The organism is Micromonospora sp. WMMD558 (genome assembly GCF_049315255.1).
Lineage (GTDB): Bacteria > Actinomycetota > Actinomycetes > Mycobacteriales > Micromonosporaceae > Micromonospora.
Genome location: NZ_CP186061.1, coordinates 5,665,668 through 5,683,981 on the forward strand (window position 1 = coordinate 5,665,668; position 18,314 = coordinate 5,683,981).

14 protein-coding genes are annotated in these 18,314 nt (G+C 73.6%); 8 read left to right on the forward strand and 6 right to left on the reverse strand.

The genetic code is table 11. From position 1 onward, the window contains the following. Positions 1-13: 13 nt before the first annotated feature. Positions 14-1,549 carry a glycosyltransferase family 4 protein gene (locus ACN26Y_RS26965; protein WP_155334308.1) on the reverse strand — a complete coding sequence of 512 codons (1,536 nt, stop codon included), beginning with the start codon at positions 1,547-1,549 and terminating at the stop codon, positions 14-16. Positions 1,550-1,780: 231 nt separating this feature from the next. Between ACN26Y_RS26965 and wecB the strand changes: the two genes are divergently transcribed. Genes wecB through ACN26Y_RS26980 form a run of 3 tightly spaced genes read left to right on the forward strand, consistent with a single transcriptional unit; the run spans position 1,781 to position 6,474 of the window. Beyond that, on the forward strand, positions 1,781-2,869 hold the full coding sequence (gene wecB, locus ACN26Y_RS26970; protein WP_155332957.1) for a non-hydrolyzing UDP-N-acetylglucosamine 2-epimerase: 1,089 nt from the start codon (positions 1,781-1,783) through the stop codon (positions 2,867-2,869). A 48-nt stretch (positions 2,870-2,917) separates the two neighbouring features. Further along, entirely contained in the window at positions 2,918-4,342 is a 1,425-nt protein-coding gene (locus ACN26Y_RS26975) for a glycosyltransferase (protein ID WP_155332958.1), read from the forward strand. After that, on the forward strand, positions 4,339-6,474 hold the full coding sequence (locus tag ACN26Y_RS26980) for a glycosyltransferase (RefSeq protein WP_155332959.1): 2,136 nt from the start codon (positions 4,339-4,341) through the stop codon (positions 6,472-6,474). Before ACN26Y_RS26975 ends, ACN26Y_RS26980 begins: the two co-directional genes overlap by 4 nt. A 105-nt stretch (positions 6,475-6,579) precedes the next feature. Here the strand turns inward: ACN26Y_RS26980 and ACN26Y_RS26985 are convergent, their stop codons facing one another. The 4 genes from ACN26Y_RS26985 to ACN26Y_RS27000 all read right to left on the reverse strand — a co-directional run bounded on the left by ACN26Y_RS26985 (position 6,580) and on the right by ACN26Y_RS27000 (position 11,095). Beyond that, entirely contained in the window at positions 6,580-8,172 is a 1,593-nt protein-coding gene (locus ACN26Y_RS26985) for a glycosyltransferase family 4 protein (RefSeq protein ID WP_155332960.1), read from the reverse strand. A gap of 30 nt (positions 8,173-8,202) precedes the next feature. After that, positions 8,203-9,237, reverse strand: a complete 1,035-nt coding sequence (locus ACN26Y_RS26990; RefSeq protein WP_155332961.1) for a Gfo/Idh/MocA family protein — start codon at positions 9,235-9,237, stop codon at positions 8,203-8,205. Continuing rightward, positions 9,234-10,343 carry a DegT/DnrJ/EryC1/StrS family aminotransferase gene (locus tag ACN26Y_RS26995; RefSeq protein WP_422733727.1) on the reverse strand — a complete coding sequence of 370 codons (1,110 nt, stop codon included), beginning with the start codon at positions 10,341-10,343 and terminating at the stop codon, positions 9,234-9,236. Before ACN26Y_RS26995 ends, ACN26Y_RS26990 begins: the two co-directional genes overlap by 4 nt. 98 nt (positions 10,344-10,441) lie before the next feature. After that, the gene (locus ACN26Y_RS27000) at positions 10,442-11,095 is read right to left on the reverse strand and encodes a TetR/AcrR family transcriptional regulator (protein ID WP_155332963.1); all 654 of its coding nucleotides are present in this window, start codon (positions 11,093-11,095) and stop codon (positions 10,442-10,444) included. Between the two features lie 149 nt (positions 11,096-11,244). On the opposite strand from ACN26Y_RS27000, the gene ACN26Y_RS27005 reads away from it, so the two are divergent. The 4 genes from ACN26Y_RS27005 to ACN26Y_RS27020 all read left to right on the forward strand — a co-directional run bounded on the left by ACN26Y_RS27005 (position 11,245) and on the right by ACN26Y_RS27020 (position 16,356). Continuing rightward, positions 11,245-12,144 (forward strand): ABC transporter permease, encoded by a 900-nt coding sequence (locus ACN26Y_RS27005; protein ID WP_155332964.1) that lies wholly within the window; start codon positions 11,245-11,247, stop codon positions 12,142-12,144. Next, complete coding sequence (locus tag ACN26Y_RS27010) at positions 12,137-12,952, forward strand: ABC transporter ATP-binding protein (protein WP_155332965.1); 816 nt, start codon at positions 12,137-12,139, stop codon at positions 12,950-12,952. The genes ACN26Y_RS27005 and ACN26Y_RS27010 overlap by 8 nt, the downstream gene beginning before the upstream one ends. A 184-nt stretch (positions 12,953-13,136) precedes the next feature. Next, positions 13,137-14,672: a bifunctional cytidylyltransferase/SDR family oxidoreductase gene (locus tag ACN26Y_RS27015; protein WP_155332966.1), complete on the forward strand. Its 1,536-nt coding sequence runs from the start codon at positions 13,137-13,139 to the stop codon at positions 14,670-14,672. After that, positions 14,662-16,356 (forward strand): CDP-glycerol glycerophosphotransferase family protein, encoded by a 1,695-nt coding sequence (locus ACN26Y_RS27020; protein WP_422733728.1) that lies wholly within the window; start codon positions 14,662-14,664, stop codon positions 16,354-16,356. Before ACN26Y_RS27015 ends, ACN26Y_RS27020 begins: the two co-directional genes overlap by 11 nt. 87 nt (positions 16,357-16,443) lie before the next feature. Here ACN26Y_RS27020 and ACN26Y_RS27025 read toward each other — a convergent pair whose 3' ends face one another. Continuing rightward, on the reverse strand, positions 16,444-17,190 hold the full coding sequence (locus tag ACN26Y_RS27025; RefSeq protein ID WP_422733729.1) for an alpha/beta fold hydrolase: 747 nt from the start codon (positions 17,188-17,190) through the stop codon (positions 16,444-16,446). Between the two features lie 145 nt (positions 17,191-17,335). Between ACN26Y_RS27025 and ACN26Y_RS27030 the strand changes: the two genes are divergently transcribed. Then, positions 17,336-18,307 carry an SDR family oxidoreductase gene (locus tag ACN26Y_RS27030; RefSeq protein WP_230688785.1) on the forward strand — a complete coding sequence of 324 codons (972 nt, stop codon included), beginning with the start codon at positions 17,336-17,338 and terminating at the stop codon, positions 18,305-18,307. Positions 18,308-18,314: the final 7 nt, after the last annotated feature.

Sequence of the window (18,314 nt, forward strand, 5' to 3'; positions counted from 1 at the left end):
GGTCGGGCGGCGCTCAGGCCGAGGGCCTGCTCCCCATCTCGACATGGTGCCCTACGGCCGCCGCGTCGGCCGGGGCGGCGGTGTCGCCGGCTGCGGCGGGCAGCAGCCGGGCGTAGAGCTCGTCGAGGATCTCCGCCTGCGCCTCCCAGGTCCACGAGGACAGCAGCCCGGGCCGCTGATATGCCGCCCGGTAGCGCCCCGGGTCGGCCAGCACCAGCCGGACCGCCCGGGCGTAGTCGTCCACGTCCTCCGCCCGGAACACCTCGCCCTGCCCCGTCGACCGTACCGTCGCCGCCATTGTCCGCACGTCGCTGACGACCATGGGGAGGCGCGCGTGCGAATACTCGAAGAACTTTGTGATCAGCGCGATCTCGTGGTTGGGCCAGTGGTGGATGGGGATCACCCCGACGTCGGCCGCGGCCAGGAACGGCACGACCTGCCAGTGCGCCACGTACGGCAGCACGTGCACCCGGTTCGCCACGCCGAGCTCGGCAGCCCGGGCGACGAGTCCCTGGACGTACGGACCCGTGGGCCGGTTGACCACGAACACGGCGTGCGCGCCGTCCAGCAGGGGCAGCGCCTCGACCATCGTTCCCAGGCCCCGCTGTTCGGCGGCGGCTCCGCTGTAGACCAGCAGCGGCACCTCCGGCGGCACCCCGCAGAGCGCCCGCACGTCCGGCCCCGGCGCGTCGTCGCTCGCCGCCGGCTCCGGGTACGCCTCCGGCGCGTTCAGCACGACGGTCGGCAGCTCGGGCAGGCCGTGGGTGTCACGCAGCAGCTCGGCCAGCGAGTCCGACACGGTCAGCACCGCGTCGGCGCAGGGCGCGTACTCCCGCTCGTGGGCCGCGTGCGCCGGGAGCCAGCGGGCGTTGTGCGCCACCGGCCGGACGCCGGGCAGGAACTCGTGGGCGTCCCAGACGAGCTTGATCTCACGCTGCCGCGCCCGGGCCCGGATCTTGGCGCGCGCCCCGACCCCGAGCATCCGGAAGTCGTTGGCGTGGATGAGGTCCGGCGCCAGCCGGTCGACCACCGGCCCGAACGCCAGTTCCCAGTCCCACAGGCCGGGCGCCAGGCGCCGCCACGCGCGGTCGCCCATCAGTCGCTGCCAGAACGCCGTGTACGCCCGGTCCCAGGGGCCGTGCAACGTCCGCGGTGCGCGTTTCCGCTGGGCGGCGCGGAAGTCGACCCAGCGTTCAAGCAGACCGGCGGCGAACTCCTCGGCACGCAGCCGGGTCGTGGAGCCGGACCCGGCCGCGCGCAGGCCCAGATCGGTCCGCCAGGCCCGCACCCACTGCTTCCTGTGGGCGGCCAGACCGCCCGGCGGGTACGCAAGGGGCGCGCGAAGCCAACGGCGGCGGTACTCGTGCCGGTGCTTGGCGAGGGTGGCCGGGACGGGCAGCAGCCGGACCTCGGCGTCACCGAGCCGCCAGGTCTCGGACAGGCCGGACGGGGAGCGGCCGAGGAGGATCACCTCCCAACCGGCGGCGGCGGCGGACCGGGCCGTCTTCTGGACCCGGGAGTCACCTCTGACACCGTTGTCCACGAGCATCACGATCCGCCCGCGCCGGGCAACTGTGGACATCATCCGGCCCGCGTCCCTTTCGTCATCGTCGTCCCCACCCGGGGCCTGGCGAGTCTACGGTAGCCACCATCTCCGGCTGGCTAGACTCCGTCTGTAAGGTGACCGCAGCCGAAGATCGACGCCGGCCCCTCCACCGGCGACCGAACGCGCGGCACGACACCGGCCGCGCCGGCCCCCGGAGACTTGGAGTACCGCCACGTGAAGGTCCTCAGCGTCGTCGGTGCCCGACCTCAACTGGTCAAGCTCGCACCGATCGCCCGCGCGTTCGCGGGCACGGAGCACCGACACGTCATCGTGCACACCGGCCAGCACTACGACGTCGACCTGTCCGATGTCTTCTTCACCGGCCTCGGCATCCCCGCGCCCGACGTGCACCTGGGCATCGGCTCAGGCAGCCACGGGGTGCAGACCGGGCACGCTCTCGCCGCCCTCGACCCGGTGCTGGCCGCCGAGCGGCCGGACTGGGTGCTGGTGTACGGCGACACCAACTCGACGCTGGCCGGCGCCCTGTCCGCGGTCAAGCAGCACCTGCGGGTGGCTCATCTGGAGGCGGGCCTACGCTCGTTCAACCGGCGGATGCCCGAGGAGCACAACCGGGTGCTCACTGACCACGCGGCCGACCTGCTGCTCGCGCCGACCGAGGAGGCCCTGCGGCACCTCGCCGCCGAGGGCCTGGCGAGCCGCTCGGTGCTGGTCGGCGACGTGATGGTCGACGTCTGCCTCGCCGTGCGGGACACCGTCCTCGCCGGCGGCCGACCCGCCCCCGCCCTTCCGGAGGGGATCGATCCGGCCGAGCCGTACCTGGTCGCCACCCTTCACCGGGCGGAGAACACCGACGACCCGGACCGGCTGGCCGCCCTGGTCGACGCGCTGGCCGGCCTGCCGGTGCCGGTGGCGCTGCTGGCCCACCCGCGCCTGTCCGCCCGTGCCGACGAGTACGGCGTCAAGCTCGAGCGCGGCGCGCTCCGGCCCGGCCGTCCCCTGCCGTACGCCGGCATGGTGGCGGCGGTGCTCGGTTCGGTGGGCGTGCTCACCGACTCCGGCGGCCTACAGAAGGAGGCGTTCCTGCTGGGCCGCCCGTGCACCACGCTCCGGCCGGAGACCGAGTGGCCGGAGACCCTCGACGGAGACTGGAACCGCCTCGCCCCGGACCCGCACCTGATGGGCACGGCGGCCTGGACCGCGGCGGCCACCCGACCGGCGCCGGACGCCGCCCGCGGCGAGCCCTTCGGGGACGGGCGGGCCGCCCGCCGGGTGGTGAACGTCCTGGCCGACGCCCTCGCCTGATCCCCCGCACCGCCCCTCACCCGCAGGAAGAGATCGTCGAACGCCACCATGCCGAGCAGATTGTCCCCCCTCGCCACCCTGGCCCGGGCCGCCCGCCCGCGGCCCCGCCGGGGCGCCCGCCCGCACGTCATCTACCTGGCCATCGGCTTCCCGCCCGCAGCCAAGAGCTCCGCTTACCGGATGCGGGAGACCGCCAACCAGTTCGCCGCACGCGGCTGGGACGTCACAGTGGTCACCATCGCCGACGAGTCGTGGGAACGCGAGTACGGCGTCGACCACACCCTCTCCGAGGGCGTCGACCCGCGCATCGTCGTCGAGCGGCTGCCGCTCGCCCGGGCCGACCTGGAGACCGACGTCCGCGCGTACTCCGAGGCCCGCTCCCTGCACCCGCAGCAGTGGATCGAGCAGCAGCGCCGGCAGGAGTTGCAGGTCTTCCCGGAGCCGGTCTTCGGCGGCTGGCGGCCGGAGCTGGAGAAGGCGCTGCTGCGCATCCACCGCGAGCACGCCGCCGACCTGCTGATGACCACCTGCGCCCCGTACGTCAACCTGGCGGCCACCTGGCGGCTGTGGGAGGAGTACCGGGTGCCGTACGTGGTGGACTTCCGCGACGGCTGGTCGGTGGACGTGATCGGCGGCCGGGCGGCCTTCGCCGAGACCTCACCGGCCGGTCGTTGGGAGTCGAAGGTGCTGGCCGAGGCCCGGGCGGTCTGGTGCGTCAACGAGCCGATCGCCGACTTCTACCGTGAGCGGTACCCGGCCCTGCGGGGCCGCGTACGCGTCGTGCGCAACGGCTACGACGAGGACTGCGTCCCGGCGACCACGCACCGCGCCGACCCGGCCGCGGGGCTGACCTTCGGCTACCTCGGTTCGATCAACTTCGCGCCCGCCCTGCTCGACTCCGTGCTCACCGGATGGCGGCTGGCCCGCCGGGAGGATCCGCTGCTCACCCGCAGCCGGTTCGAGGTGCGCGGGCACATCGGCGCGGGCGCGCTGCGCGAGGCGAACGCGCACATGGAGCTGCTGCGGGCCGCCGAGGGCGACGGCGTCGAGTTCGGCGGGCCGCTGCCGAAGGCGGAGGTCGCCGCCGCGTACGGCCGGTGGGACGCGCTGGTGCTGATGCTGGTGGGCGGCCGCTTCGTGACCTCCGGCAAGGTGTACGAGTACGCCGCGAGTGGCCTGCCCGTGCTCTCGGCGCACGAGGTCGACCACGACGCGGCGCGGGTGCTCGCCGGGCACCCACTGTGGACCGGTGCGGTCGGCCTGGACCCGCGCCGCCTCGCGGACTCGTTCATCACGGCGGCACGACTGGCCGTCGAGGCCACCGACGACCAGCGTTCCGCGGCCCGGGCGCACGCCCTCCGGTTCACCCGCGGGGCGCAGCTCGCCCCGGCCGTCGCGGAGGCGACCGCGCTGGTGACCGGCGCACCGGCGCGCGACACCGACGGCGTTCCCAGCGAAGGCGGACAGGCATGACGAAGGTGCTCATCGTGGTCGGTGAACGGCCGCAGCAGGTGTCGGTGCTGCGCGAGGCGCTGCGCCGGTTCCGTGACCAGGGTGCCTCGATCAGCGTCGTCGGGGACGTCGACGCCGAGAACCTGGGACTGGATCCGGCCGTCGCCGAGGTCCGTACGCTGCCGGCCGAGCCGGTGGACCCGAAGCTCCGCCGGGCACTGGCCCGGACCCCGCAGCCGTCCCGCGCCCTGTGGCTGCGGGCCTGGGCGGATCCCTGGGTGCGCCGCCGCACCCGGACGGCCGACGTGCTGGTCGCGCTCGACCCGACCGCCGTCCACACGGTGTGGGAGATGGCTCAGCGGCAGCCCAGGGCCGACGCCTGCAACGGGATCGGAGCGGCGGGCCGCATCGTCCGGGCCCGGCACGAGGGCACCCACCGGGTGACCCGGCGTCCGGCGGAGCAGCTGTCCGCCCGCGCCGGCATCGCGGTGCGCGGTGCGCGGCGGGCGGCCGTGACCGGAGCCCGAGAGTCGCTGGAGGCCGCGATGGCCCCGGCGGTGCTCCGCAGCCGGGTGGGCGGGCGGTTCTGGCGCTCGGCCGTGGCCGCGCCCGGGCTGCCGGAGCGGGTCCGCGTGGCCCTCGCGTACCGGGTGCACCTGCGCTCGGTGCAGGCCGGGCGTCCCGGCCTGGCGGCGGCGACCACCGCCGCGGCCGCGGGCCGGATCGGCGGCCGGAAGAGCCGCGCCGACCTGCTGACCCGGGAGGCCGCCGACGAGCTGGCCCTGGGTCACGTCCCGGTCTGCCTCCCCGAGGCGGTCGCGGCCGAGCTGGCGCTCGCCGACGAGTTCCTCGCCCGGCAGCCGGCCCGCGCGGCGAAGTCGCTGCACAAGGCGCTGCGGCTGCTGTTCCACCGGGTACCGCACTTCGACCAGCTCTCCTCGCCGCTGGCCGAGCGGCCGGCCGAGTTCCTGGCGCCGCTGCGGGCCAGCGCCGCTGCCCGGGCGCTGGCCACTCCGCGCGGCCGCGCGACGGCCGCCGCGCGGCCCCCGGCCGACCGGCCGCTGCGTCTGCTCGTCATGACCAACGGCAACGCCCACTTCCTGCGGGAGATCCGGCAGCGGTACGCGGAGGCGCCCGAGGTGGAACTGCGGTACCTGCACCTGGCCGACGACGAGGTCGCGGCGCCGCTCACGCACAACCCGGGCGGGATCGTCGAGCACCTGGTCACGGGCCGCAGCGAATACGGCAACCGGGTTGAGGAGTGGCTGCGCCCGCACCTCGACTGGGCGGACACGCTCTTCGTCGACTGGTGCGTCGCCGCCGCCGGGATGACCACCCTGGTCGATCCCGGGAACACCCGGATCGTCATGCGGCTGCACAGCTTTGAGGCGTTCAGCTTCTGGCCCCACCTGATCGACTTCTCCCGGGTGGACGACCTGGTGTTCGTCTCCGACCACCTCCGGGACTTCACCCGCCAGGTGGTGCCGGCGCTCACCGGGGAGCAGGCGCCGGCGCTGCACGTCATCCCGAACGCCATGGACCTGCGCAGCTTCGACCGTCCGAAGGACCCGGCGGCCCGTTTCACGCTCGGCCTGATCGGCACCAGCGCGGTCGCGAAGGACCCGCGGTGGACCATCGAGGTGCTCCGCCGGCTGCGGGCGGAGGACGACCGGTACCGGCTGCTGCTGATCGGCGGCGGTCTCGACCCGACGGCGAGCGAGTCCGTCCGCCAGTACCAGCAGGCGCTCTCGGCCGACCTCGCCGAGCTGGAGCCGTCCGGCGCGGTGACCCGCATCGGGCACGTCGACGACGTTCCGGAGGTGCTGCGCGGCGTCGGCGTCATCGTCAGCAGCTCGGTGCGGGAGAGCTTCCACTGCGCGCTGGTCGAGGGGGCGGCCAGCGGCGCGGTCCCGGTCGTCCGGGACTGGCCATTCTTCGCCCGGAGCGCGACCGGCGCCCGGACGCTGTTCCCCGCCGACTGGGTCGTGGAGACCCCGGAGGAGGCGGCGGCCCGGATCCGGGCGGCCACCGCACGTGAGGACGTCTGGCGGGCGGAGGGCGCCTCGGCGGCCGCAACCGCGACCAAGACCTGGGACTGGTCGGTCGTCCGGCACGACTTCGACGAGCTGTTGCTGCCCGGCCACCACGGCTAGGCCAGGGCGTTCACCCGGGGCCCGGCGGCTCAGTGCGCCGGGCCCGCCGTTCCGGGTGCGCCATCGATCGGGGCCGGGTGGGCGCGGTCTGCGCCTCCGGCGGCGTCAGCCGGCGGCCACCGCCGCGCCCGGCCGGTCCGCGGCCGGCGGCGCCAGGTCCGGACGCACCCGGCGGTAGACGCTCTCCAGCACCTCGGCCTGCGCCTCCCAGGTCCAGCCGTCCAGCAGGCCCGGCCGGTCGTACGCGGCCTGGTAGCGGGCCGGGTCGGCCAGGACCGCCCGAACCGCCCGGACGTAGTCCGGGACGTCCTCGGCGCGGAAGACCTCCCCCTGGCCGGTCTCCCGGACGGTGTCAGCCATCGTCCGCACGTCGCTGACGACGATCGGCAGCCGGGCGTGGGAGTACTCGAGGAACTTGGTGATCAGCGCCAGCTCGTGGTTCGGCTTGTGGTGGATCGGGATGACCCCGGCGTCGGCGCCCGCCAGGAAGGCCGGCACCTGCCAGTGCGGCACGTACGGCAGCAGGTGCACCCGGTCGGCCACACCGGTCTCGACGGCCCGGGCGAGCAGCGCCTCCGAGGCGGCGTTGCTGGCGGTCGGGTGCAGCGTGACCAGGGCGACGTGCACCCCGGCCAGGTGCGGCAGGGCGTCGATCATCAGCTCGACACCACGTGACGGGTTCACGCCGCCGCCGTAGACGAGTAGCGGCGTCCCCGGGCCCAGACCGCACCGAGCGCGGACGTCGCCGTCGTCTAGCCCGCCCGGTACCGGACGGGGCGGGGCGTTGAGCACCACGTCGGGCCGGACCGGGAGCCGGTGCGTGCGCTGGAGGAGGTCGGCCAGGGTCGCCGACACGGTGATGACGGCGTCCGCGGCGCCGACGTACTCCTCCACGTGCGCGACCTGGGCGGGCAGCCAGCGGGGGTTGTCGGCGCGACCGAGGACGCCGCCGACGAACTCGTGCGCGTCCCACACGAGCCGGGTGCCGCGGCCGCGCGCCCGGGCCCGCCGGGTCGCCCGGGCGCCGACTCCGATCATGCGGAAGTCGTTGGCGTGGATGATGTCCGGCTCCAGCTCGTCGATCATCGGGCCGAACGCCAGCTCGTAGTCCCACAGACCACGGTCCAGGCGGCGCCAGCTGCGCGGACCCAGTACCGCCTGCCAGAACCGGATCGACGTACGGGTGATGAGGTCGTTCGGATCCTGCTGGCGCAGCCGCAGGCGGTGCAGTTCGCCGCCCCGGAACCGAGCCCACCGGGCGAGCGCCTTGGCGGCGAGCGCGGCCGGGGGCGCGGCGAGGCCGCCGAGACGCTGGGGCAGCGACGCCTCGCCGGAGCGGCGGGCGACCGCGAGGGCCACCCGCCGTTCCTCGATCGCCGCCTGCCAGGCCTTCATCCGCCCGATGCGGTATCCGCCGTGCCGTCCCGGCGGGTACGCCAGCGGCCGCCGCAACGAGCGGTGCAACTGGGTGGGGTGCTGACCGAGCCGACGGGGAACGCGGATCAGCCGGACCCGCGCGTCCCCGATCGACCAGCTCTCCTGCGCGCCCGTGCCGAGGATGCCGAGCAGCACGACGTCCCAGCCCGCCTCGGCGGCCGAACGGGCCGTCTTCTGCACCCGCGAGTCGCCCTGCACCCCGTTGTCGACGAGCATGACGACGCGGCCGCGGGTCGGACGCGGCGCGCTACCAGCTTCCATCTGCTGCCCTGTCTCCTCGACCGTCCGCCGTCAGGACGTGACGGTGGCCTGCAGCGGGCCGGCGTCGTCCGCCGGCGCGACCGAGACGGTCACACCCGCCGACGCCGACTCCAGCAGCGCTGCGGCGACCTGGACGGTCCGCAGGCCCTGCCGCAGGGTGACGATGTCGCTCTCCTTGCCCTCCACGGCGTCACGGAAGCGCTCGTGCTCGACGAGCAGTGGCTCCCGCTTCGGGATGGCGTAGCGGATCATGTCACCCGTCGCGACGCCGCGGAAGGTCCGCAGCGCCTCCCACTCCATGTCGATCGCCGCGTTGGCGTAGAAGGTGAGGTCGGCGGTCAGCGTGTCGGCGATGAAGCAGCCCCGGTCGCCGGTGATCACGGTGGAGCGCTCCTTGAGGGGGCTCAGCCAGTTCACCAGGTGGCTGACCATCGTGCCGTCGGACAGCTGCCCGACCGCGGCGACCATGTCCTCGTGCAGGCGGCCGCTGCGGGACACCGTCCGGGCCGACACCGAGGTGTACTCCCGCCCGGTCACCCAGCCGGTGAGGTCGATGTCGTGGGTGGCCAGATCCATCACCACGCCGACGTCGGCGATGCGGTGCGGGAACGGGCCCTGCCGGCGGGTGACCACCTGGTACACCTCGCCCAACTCGCCGGCCTCCAGCCGCAGCCGGAGGTTCTGCAGGGCCGGGTTGTACCGCTCGATGTGGCCGACGCCGGCGACCAGCCCGGCCGACTCGAAGGCCTCCACCAGCCGGACCGACGCCTCGACCGACTGCGCCAGCGGCTTCTCGATCAGGGCGCTGACGCCGTTGCGGGCCAGTTCCAGGCCGATCTGCTCGTGCAGCGCGGTGGGGCAGGCGACCACGGCGTAGTCGATGCCGAGGGCGAGCAGCTCGTCCAGGGTGGGCAGCACCGGCGCGCGGAGCTGGCCGGTCGGGTCGCCGGCGGGGTCGACGATGCCGACCAGGTCCACACCGTCGAGGCCGGAGAGCACCCGGGCGTGGTTGCGCCCCATCGCGCCCAGGCCGATCAGGCCGGCGCGCAGCTGCTTGCCGCTCATCGGGCACCCCCGGCGAGGTTCGCGCCCTCGGCGATCCGCTCGAGGTCGTCCTGGTTCAGCGACGGGTGCACCGGCAGCGAGACCACCTCGGCGGCGGCCCGCTCGGTCTCCGGCAGGTCCCACGGGCCGGGCTTGCCGTTCTCGTCGAGGTACGGCAGCAGCCGGTGGATCGGCGTCGGGTAGTAGACGGCGTTGCCGATGCCCAGCTCGGTCAGGCGCTTCTGGGCCGCGTCCCGGTCACCGCGAACCCGGACGGTGTACTGGTGGTACACGTGCACCGCCCCGTCGGCCACCGGCGGGGTCACCATGCCGGTGATCTTCGAGTCGAGGAACTTGGCGTTCGCCTGGCGCTGCGCGGTCCACTCCGGCAGCTGGCGCAGCTGCACCCGGCCGATCGCGGCGGCGACGTCGGTCATCCGCATGTTCGCACCGACGATCTCGTTGGCGTACCGCTGCTCCATGCCCTGGTTGCGGAGCAGGCGCAGGGTGCGCGCGAGACCGGCGTCGGCGGTGGTGATCATGCCGCCCTCGAGGCTGTGCATGTTCTTCGTGGGGTAGAAGCTGAAGCAACCGGCGGTGCCGAACGCGCCCACCGGCCTACCGCCCAGGGCGGCGCCGTGCGCCTGGGCCGCGTCCTCGACGACGGCCAGCCCGTGCCGCTCGGCGATGGCCATGATGCGGTCCATGGCGGCCGGGTGGCCATACAGGTGGACCGGCATGATGGCGACCGTGCGCGGCGTGATGGCCGCCTCGACGGCCGACGGGTCCAGGCAGAAGCTGTCGGGCTCGATGTCGACGAAGACCGGCGTCGCGCCAACCAGGCGGACGGCGTTCGCGCTGGCGGCGAAGGAGAACGACGGCACGACGACCTCGTCACCCGGGCCGAAGCCGAGCGCCATGAGGGTGAGCTGCAGGGCTGACGTGCCGGAGTTGACGGCCACGCAGTGCCGGCCGGCGACGAGGTCGCCGAACTCCTGCTCGAAGGCCGCCACCTCAGGGCCCTGGACCACCATGCCGCTGCGCAGCACCCGCACAGCCGCCTCGATCTCGGCCTCGCCGATCACCGGCCGGGCTGGGGGGATGAACTCTGCATTAGGCCCGGGCATGGGCTGCCTCCTGTCGGTTGGAGCTCGTCCGGCCGCGATGCTAACCGGTACGGATTCGGATGGGACATGCGGTACGTCTGGGACGAGTGGGAAGCCAGTCACTGTGGCTGGGGGGCCAACGACGACTCGCTCTGGCTCGGCACCGGGAGCTGGCCGGCGACCCGCAGCGCGCCGACGACGGCCGCGGCGAGCCGTGGCACGTCGGCGGGCTCCAGCGGCACCCGGGCGACCGCGAGCCGCCAGTAGAGGGGGCCGACGATCAGGTCGGTGGCGACCGAGTGGTCGACGCCCGCCGCCAGCTCACCCCGGGCCACCGCCCGGCTGATCAGGCGTTCGCCCATCGCCTGCTGGTAGGTGCGCAGGGCACCCTGCAACGTCTGCCCGATCTGCGGGTTGCGGGCCGCCTCGGCCAGCAGGTCCGGGATGATCTGGGACGCCAGCGGGTGGCGCAGGGCACGTGACATGATCATGAAGACCAGCTCGAGGTCACCGGTGAGGCTGCCGGTGTCCGGAAGCAGGAACCGCTGCCCGGCGACCGACCCGACGATCTCCAGGACCAGATCCAGCTTCGAACTCCAGCGTCGGTACACGGCGGACTTGCTCACCCCGGCCCGCCGGGCCACCGCCTCGATCGACAACCGTGCGTAGCCGACGACGGCGAGCTCCTGCATGACGGCGTCCCGGATGGCTGCGGTGATGTCGTCCCGGAGCACCGCCGCGCCAGCCGGAGCACGCCTCTTCTCGGTCGTCACGTGGAACAATGTAGCGCAGGGACGGAACGGTTGCGTCCCGACGCGACCATGCACTACCTTGCGTCCAGCGATCGGGCGGGGCGTCCATTTCCGCCCCTCCGTCCGTTGTCGCGCTCATCCCGCACACCAGAAGATCGGAGCGCCTACCCATGGCCCACACGGCGGTGGCCGACCCCGACTCAGGACTGACGCAGGCGCAGCTCGCCGCGCGGTACGGCCTGAGCTTCGCCGGGGACAGGCCCACTCTGGCCGCGTACATGCGGCAGCTGTGGTCCTACCGACACTTCATCGCGGCGTACGCGAACGCCAAGGTGGTGGCGTCGTTCAGCACCACCCGGCTCGGCCGGATCTGGCAGGTGCTGACACCGCTGACCAATGCGGCCGTCTACTTCTTCATCTTCGGTGTGATCCTGGGCACTCGAGGCGGCGTCGAGAACTTCATCGCGTACCTCTGCGTCGGTCTCTTCGTCTTCAACTTCACCTCGGCCGCGGTCTCCGGCGGGGTGCAGGCGATCAGCAGCAACCTGGGCCTGGTCCGGGCGCTGCACTTCCCCCGCGGGTGCCTTCCGCTGGCGGTCACCCTGACCCAGCTCCAGCACCTGATCACCGCCATGGTGGTGCTGATCGGCATCGTGCTCGCCACCGGCGAGCCGATCACCGTCGAGTGGCTGCTGGTGGTGCCGGCGGTGGCGCTCCAGTCGCTCTTCAACGCCGGCCTGGCGATGGCGATGGCCCGGGTGGGCGCGAAGCTCACCGACATCAAGCAGCTGATGCCGTTCGTCCTGCGGACCTGGATGTACGGCTCCGGCGTGCTCTACAGCGTCGACAAGTTCGCCGAGAACCTGCCCAGCCCGGTGCTGGTCGAGATCGTCCACGCGAACCCTCTGCTGATCTACATCGAGCTCATCCGGCACGCCCTGATGGAGGGCGCCCCGCTCACCTCGCCGGCACCCCAGCTGTGGCTCATGGCCGCCATCTGGGCGGTCGTGATCGGCGTCGGCGGCTTCCTCTACTTCTGGCGCGGCGAAATGGAGTACGGCCGTGGCTGACCCCACCACCCTCGACCGCTCGGCGACCACCACGGCCGACGGGCGGCGCATCCCCACCGTCATCGTCGACGACGCGCACGTCATCTACCGGGTGCACGGCGCCGGCCCGGCTGGTGGCACCTCGCCGGTGACCGCCCTGAAGCGGCTGGTCACCCGGATGCCGGCCCCCACCGTGCGGGAGGTGCACGCGGTCAAGGGCGTCACCTTGACCGCGTACCGGGGCGAGGCGATCGGCCTCATCGGCAGCAACGGTTCCGGCAAGTCCACCCTGCTGCGCACGATCGCCGGGCTACTGCCGGTCAACAAGGGCGCCGTCTACGCCCAGGGGCAGCCGTCCCTGCTCGGTGTCAACGCCGCCCTGCTCAACGACCTCTCCGGCGAGCGGAACGTGGCCCTCGGCCTGCTGGCGATGGGCTTCACCCCGGAAGAGGTACGCGCGAAGACGCCCGAGGTCATCGAGTTCTCGGGCATCAACGAGCGGGGTGACTTCGCCTCGCTGCCGATGCGCACGTACTCCTCGGGCATGTCGGCCCGCCTGCGCTTCGCGATCTCCTCGGCGAAGAACCACGACGTGCTGCTCATCGACGAGGCGCTCGCGACCGGTGACCGGCGCTTCCGCCGGCGCAGCGAGCAGCGGGTCCGCGAGCTGCGCGCGGGCGCCGGCACGGTCTTTCTGGTCAGCCACCAGATCAGCACGATCCGGGAGACCTGCGAGCGGACCATCTGGCTGGAGTCCGGCGTGATCCGGGCCGACGGCCCGACCAGCGAGGTCGTCGCGCAGTACGAGGAGTTCACGAACGCCAAGTAGAGACCGGACACCCCGCACCCGGCGGGGTGTCCGGACCGGGCCCGCCGGGCCGGCCGGGCGCTATGGTCGTACGACCCGGGCGCCCGGCCCTCGCCGGTGCGGCCCGGGGGTGTTCCCGCCACCGGTGGCGGGTGAGCCTTCCGTGCACAGTCAGACGACGATCGCGACCCCAGTGAGGCCCCGCATGACGCAGCACCCGGCTACCGTGCCGGATCCAGGCCCGTGGCGACCCACCCGGACCGTGGCGGTGATCCTGGCCGGCGGCACCGGCACGCGGCTCGGCCTGGGCATCCCCAAGCAGCTGCTCAAGGTCGCGGGCAAGCCCATCATCGAGCACACCCTCGCGGTCTTCGAGGCCGCGCCGGAGATCGACGAGATCGTCGTCATGATGGCCGCCGGGCACGTCCCCGACGCCGAGCGGATCGTCCAGCGGGCCGGCTTCCGCAAGGTCACGACCGTCGTCGAGGGCGGTGACACCCGCAACGCCACCACCCGCCTCGCGCTGGACGTGATCGGCGCCGGCGACTGCAACATCCTGTTCCACGACGCGGTGCGTCCCCTGGTCAGCGGCCGGATCATCCGCGAGTGCGTGAACGCGCTCTGGACGTACTCCGCCGTCGACGTGGCCATCCCGTCGGCGGACACGATCATCCAGGTCGACGACGACGAGTGCATCACCGACATCCCCGTCCGCTCCCGGTTGCGCCGGGGCCAGACCCCGCAGGCGTTCCGCTCCGGCACCATCCGGGAGGCGTACCGGCGGGCCGAGGGCGACCCGGACTTCGCCGCGACCGACGACTGCGGCGTGGTGCTGCGCTACCTGCCCGGCACGCCGATCAAGGTGATCGACGGGGCGGACGAGAACATCAAGGTCACCCACCCGGTCGACGTGCACCTGGCGGACAAGCTCTTCCAGCTCGCCGCCGCCAAGGCGCACCGGCTGGCCGACCACCGCGGCTACACCGAGGAGCTGACCGGCCGGACGATCGTGGTGTTCGGCGGCAGCTACGGCATCGGGCAGGAGCTGACCGACCTGGCCCGGCGCTACGGCGCGCGGGTCTTCCCGTTCAGCCGCTCCGCCACCGGCACCCACGTCGAGCGCGCCGAGGACGTCGAGGCGGCCCTGAAGTCCGCCTTCGACGCGACCGGGCGGATCGACCACGTGGTGGTCACCGCCGGGCTGCTGGAGAAGGGCGCGCTCGCCGAGATGGACGCCGACACGATGGACCGCCTGCTCCAGGTCAACTTCGTCGGGCCGGTGACGGTCGCCCGCGCGGCACTGCCGTACCTGCGGCAGACCCGTGGCCAACTGCTGCTGTACACCTCCAGCTCGTACACCCGGGGCCGGGCCCGGTACGCGCTGTACTCCGCCACCAAGGCCGCCCTGGTCAACCTCACCCAGGCGCTCGCCGACGAGTGGGCGGAGGACGGCGTACGGGTCAACTGCGTGAACCCGGAGCGGACCGCGACCCCGATGCGGACCCGGGCGTTCGGCGCGGAACCGGCGCACACGCTGCTCTCGGCGGACGCGGTGGCCCGGGCGTCGCTGGACGTGCTGCTGTCCGGGCTCACCGGTCAGGTGATCGACGTACGCCGCTCCGGCGACGAGGCCGCGGAGCCGGCGGCCGGCGCCGAGTCGACGGTGCTGCCGGCACCGGCCGGGCCGGAGCGCGACGAGCGCCCGGCGGACCAGGTGGGAGCGGGCCGCAATGCGTGGTGACCTCGTCCGGAAGCTGATCGCCCGGGGCCTGGCCACGGGCCTGGCGGTGCTGGCCTTCGTCGTGCTGGCGCTCACCGGCGCGACGGCGTGGGGGCTCGGGCTCGCGGTGGCCGCGCTCGCGGCGGCCGGCTGGGAGCGCCGGGTCCGGCCACAGGCCGACGGCGTCGCGGAGACCGTCCTGCTCGCAGCGGGCATCCTGACCGGGTACGCCCGGCGTCTCGACGACGCTTTCGACCCCGCCCTGGCCGCCACCGCGCTGGTGGTGCTCGGGCTGGCCCTGCTGGTCGGCCCGCTGCGGCAGGCGGGCAACCTCCAGATCCGCGCCGCCAACCTGCCGGTACGCGGGTGGACCCCGCTGGTCGCCGCCGAACTGCCCGTCGCCCTGCTCGTGCTGCTCGCCCTGATCGCCGGGGCCGCCGCGGCGACCCTGCCCGCCTGGGTGGCCCTGGCCGCCGCCCTGCTGGTCGGCGGTGTCGCCGGTGCGGTCGCGCTGGGCCTGGCCCGCCGGCGGTTCCGCCCCGCCGCCGGAGGCGGACCGGTCGCCCGGGCGCTGCGCCGGCACCGCCCCGAGTTCCTGCTCTACTTCTCCGCGCCGCCCGGCTCCGAGTACCAGGTCACCATGTGGCTGCCGTACCTGGAGCGGCTCGGCCGGCCGTTCCTGGTCATGCTGCGCGAGCCGGAGTTCCTGCCGACCGTCTCGGCGGCCACCACCGCACCGGTCGTCTACTGCCCGACGCTCAGTGCGATGGACGAGGCGCTGGCACCGAGCCTGCGGGTCGCCTTCTACGTCAACCACGGCGCGAAGAACAGCCACTGCATCCGCTACACCCAGCTCACCCACGTGCAGCTGCACCACGGCGACAGCGACAAGGCGCCGAGCGCCAACCCGGTCTCCGGCATCTTCGACCGGATCTTCGTCGCCGGCCGGGCGGCGATCGACCGGTACGCCCGCGCGGGCGTCCACATTCCCGCCGAGAAGTTCGTCGTGGTCGGCCGGCCGCAGGTGGAGGGCATCGAGGTACGCCGGGGGCCGGTGACCGCCGCGACGCCGACCGTTCTCTACACGCCGACCTGGACGGGGCACCACGCGGACACCAACTACTGCTCCCTGCCGGCCGGGGAGGCGCTGCTGCGCGGCCTGCTGGAGCGGGGCGCGACGGTGATCCTGCGGGCCCACCCGTACACCGCGCAGAACCCGGCGTCGGCGCGGCAGCTCGCGCGGCTGCACGACCTGCTCGCCGCCGACCGGGCCCGCACCGGGCGGGCGCACGTGTTCGGGGCGGCGGCCAGCCGCGAGCTGACCCTGACCGAGTGCGTGAACCGGTCCGACGCGCTGGTCTCGGACGTCTCCGGGGTCATCTCCGACTACCTCTACTCCGGCAAGCCGTACGCGGTGACGGACATGGTGGACGCGGGTGCCCGGTTCCCGGCGGAGTTCCCCCTCGCGGCGTCCGGGTACGTGCTGCGACGCGACATGTCCAACGTGGACGACGTGCTGGACCGGCTGCTGGGCGACGACCCGCTGGCCGAGACCCGGTGGGCCACCCGGACCCGCTACCTCGGCGACTTCCCCACCGAGTCGTACGCCGATGGCTTCCTGGCCGCCGCCCGTCGGGAACTGGACGGCGACGCGGCCGTGCCGGCCCCCCACGCCGAGGCCGCCAGCCCGGCCGCTACCGCCTGATCTCCGCCGGGGCGCCCACCCCCAAGCCACTGTTGATCATGGGGTTAGCGAGTGCTTCAGAGATCAATCCGCCCGCTAACCCCATGATCAACCGCTCGGAAGGTACTCGTCGACCAGGGCCAGGACTGCCGCCGGGTCCTCCACGTGGGCGTTGTGGCCGAGACCCGGCAACGTGGCCACCGGCACGCCCAACTCCTTGAGCTGCGCGTCGGAGACCATCGGGTCGTGCTCGCCCCGGGCCAGCAGGACCGGCACGTCGGTGGCGGCCAGCAGGGCCGGGAGGTTCGGCTCCCCCACCCCGAACACGGCCGGATCCATGGCCAGCCGCCAACGGCCGCCGACCTGCCGCAGGCCCGCCTCCACCACCGGATGGTCGGGTGCGAGCAGACCGGCCAGGCCGGAGACCCGCAGATAGCGCCGGGCGGCCTCGTCCCGGCTGGCGAACCAGGTCACCGGCCGGGCAGCCAGGTCGGCGGCCTTCGCCAGCTCGGCGGGCGACCACACCGCCTTGATGCCGACCCCGACCACGGCGTCGACCGGCAACCCGGCCGACCGGGCGGCCAGAGCCAGCGCGACCACACCGCCGAGTGAGTGTCCCAGCAGGACGAGCCGGTCCTCGCGGGCCAGCGTCGCGGCGAGCGGGTCGGCCAGCCCGGCGAACGAGTACGCCGGCAGCGGCGGGGACCAGCCGTGACCGGCCAGGTCGGGCGCCAGCCAGCGGCCGGCCCACCGGCGTTCCAGCAGCGGCGCCCAGGGCAGCCACACCTCGCCGGTCCCACCCATGCCGTGCAGCAGCACCAGCACGGGACCGCGGTCACCCGATTCATCGACCATGCGCGCAGTCTGCCACCGTGCCGACCCCCGGGCGAGCATGGCGACAGCGGCGTCGACCCGTGCGGCACATCGGGCTGGTACCTTTGGCGAACCGGATCCGCAACCCTCGCCCGGCCACCGGCGACGGCGCACGATCTCACCTGTCGTGTGGGAGGTTGCCATGTCTGGAATCAACAGCGCCATCACCACGTCGCGAGCCCGCCTGCATCTGGTGACCGCCGTAGCCGCCAGGAAGGACGCGGGCAGCAGCCCGACCGGAATTGTCGGACGGAGTCTGGCGCGACAACTGCTCGACGGGGGCGATCGGGTTCGCGTCCTCGCCGAACGTGGACAGCTCAGCGGCTGGCCCGCCGGTGCCGAGGTTGTCGAGGGGTCGATCACGCGGCCGCTGGAGCGCGCCGAGGTCTTCGCCGGCGTCGACAATGTCTTCCTGGCCGGCGCAGTGCCGGCGACAGTGCAGGACGCGTTGCGGGTCGTCCAGCGTGCGGGTGCGGGCCGCGTCGTCGTGCTGTCCTCGCACGGACCGGAGTACGAGCAGGACTACCCACCGGAGACATGGTTCTGGCTGGCTGTCGAGCGCGCCGTCGAACGCTCGGGCCTGGAGTGGACGCACGTTCGCCCGTCGGCGGTGATGGGGGCGGTGATCGAGGGCACCTATCCTGCCACCGGGTCGGACTGGCCGGACACGGTCAGGGAGGGGCGCGTCGTGCGGGAGGCCTTCCTCAACGACGGCCACTACCCCTTCATCCACGAGGATGACCTCGCCGCCGTCGCGGCCGCGGCCATGCGAACCGACGGCTACGTCGGCACCGTGCTCGAGGCAGTGGGGCTGCCGATCAGCACCCGGTCACGCGTGGCCGGCATCGCCAAGGCGATCGGCTGCGACATCGACGGCATCGAACTGACTGCCGACGACAGCCGCGCGTCCTGGCGGCGTCGCGGCTGGCCCGACAGCGGCATCGATGTGACGCTCTACGCCCTGCGGGAGTACGGCGTGCGGCTCGCCGAACTCACCCGGTGGACCCTCGATCAACGGCCCGCCGTCCACGAGATCATCGGCCGTCCACCGCGCCGCTTCGACGACTGGGCGGTCGAGCACGCCCACCTGTTCGGGTGAACGAACG

What these genes read in the sequence shown, in the direction of transcription:
- ACN26Y_RS26980 (WP_155332959.1), top strand. Translation starts at nt 4,339, where the DNA reads ATGACGAAGGTGCTCATCGTGGTCGGTGAACGGCCGCAGCAGGTGTCG.
- ACN26Y_RS26965 (WP_155334308.1), bottom strand. Translation starts at nt 1,549, where the DNA reads ATGCTCGTGGACAACGGTGTCAGAGGTGACTCCCGGGTCCAGAAGACG.
- ACN26Y_RS26975 (WP_155332958.1), top strand. Translation starts at nt 2,918, where the DNA reads ATGCCGAGCAGATTGTCCCCCCTCGCCACCCTGGCCCGGGCCGCCCGC.
- ACN26Y_RS27025 (WP_422733729.1), bottom strand. Translation starts at nt 17,190, where the DNA reads ATGGTCGATGAATCGGGTGACCGCGGTCCCGTGCTGGTGCTGCTGCAC.
- ACN26Y_RS26990 (WP_155332961.1), bottom strand. Translation starts at nt 9,237, where the DNA reads ATGAGCGGCAAGCAGCTGCGCGCCGGCCTGATCGGCCTGGGCGCGATG.
- ACN26Y_RS27015 (WP_155332966.1), top strand. Translation starts at nt 13,137, where the DNA reads ATGACGCAGCACCCGGCTACCGTGCCGGATCCAGGCCCGTGGCGACCC.
- ACN26Y_RS26995 (WP_422733727.1), bottom strand. Translation starts at nt 10,343, where the DNA reads ATGCCCGGGCCTAATGCAGAGTTCATCCCCCCAGCCCGGCCGGTGATC.
- ACN26Y_RS27020 (WP_422733728.1), top strand. Translation starts at nt 14,662, where the DNA reads ATGCGTGGTGACCTCGTCCGGAAGCTGATCGCCCGGGGCCTGGCCACG.
- ACN26Y_RS27005 (WP_155332964.1), top strand. Translation starts at nt 11,245, where the DNA reads ATGGCCCACACGGCGGTGGCCGACCCCGACTCAGGACTGACGCAGGCG.
- ACN26Y_RS26985 (WP_155332960.1), bottom strand. Translation starts at nt 8,172, where the DNA reads ATGGAAGCTGGTAGCGCGCCGCGTCCGACCCGCGGCCGCGTCGTCATG.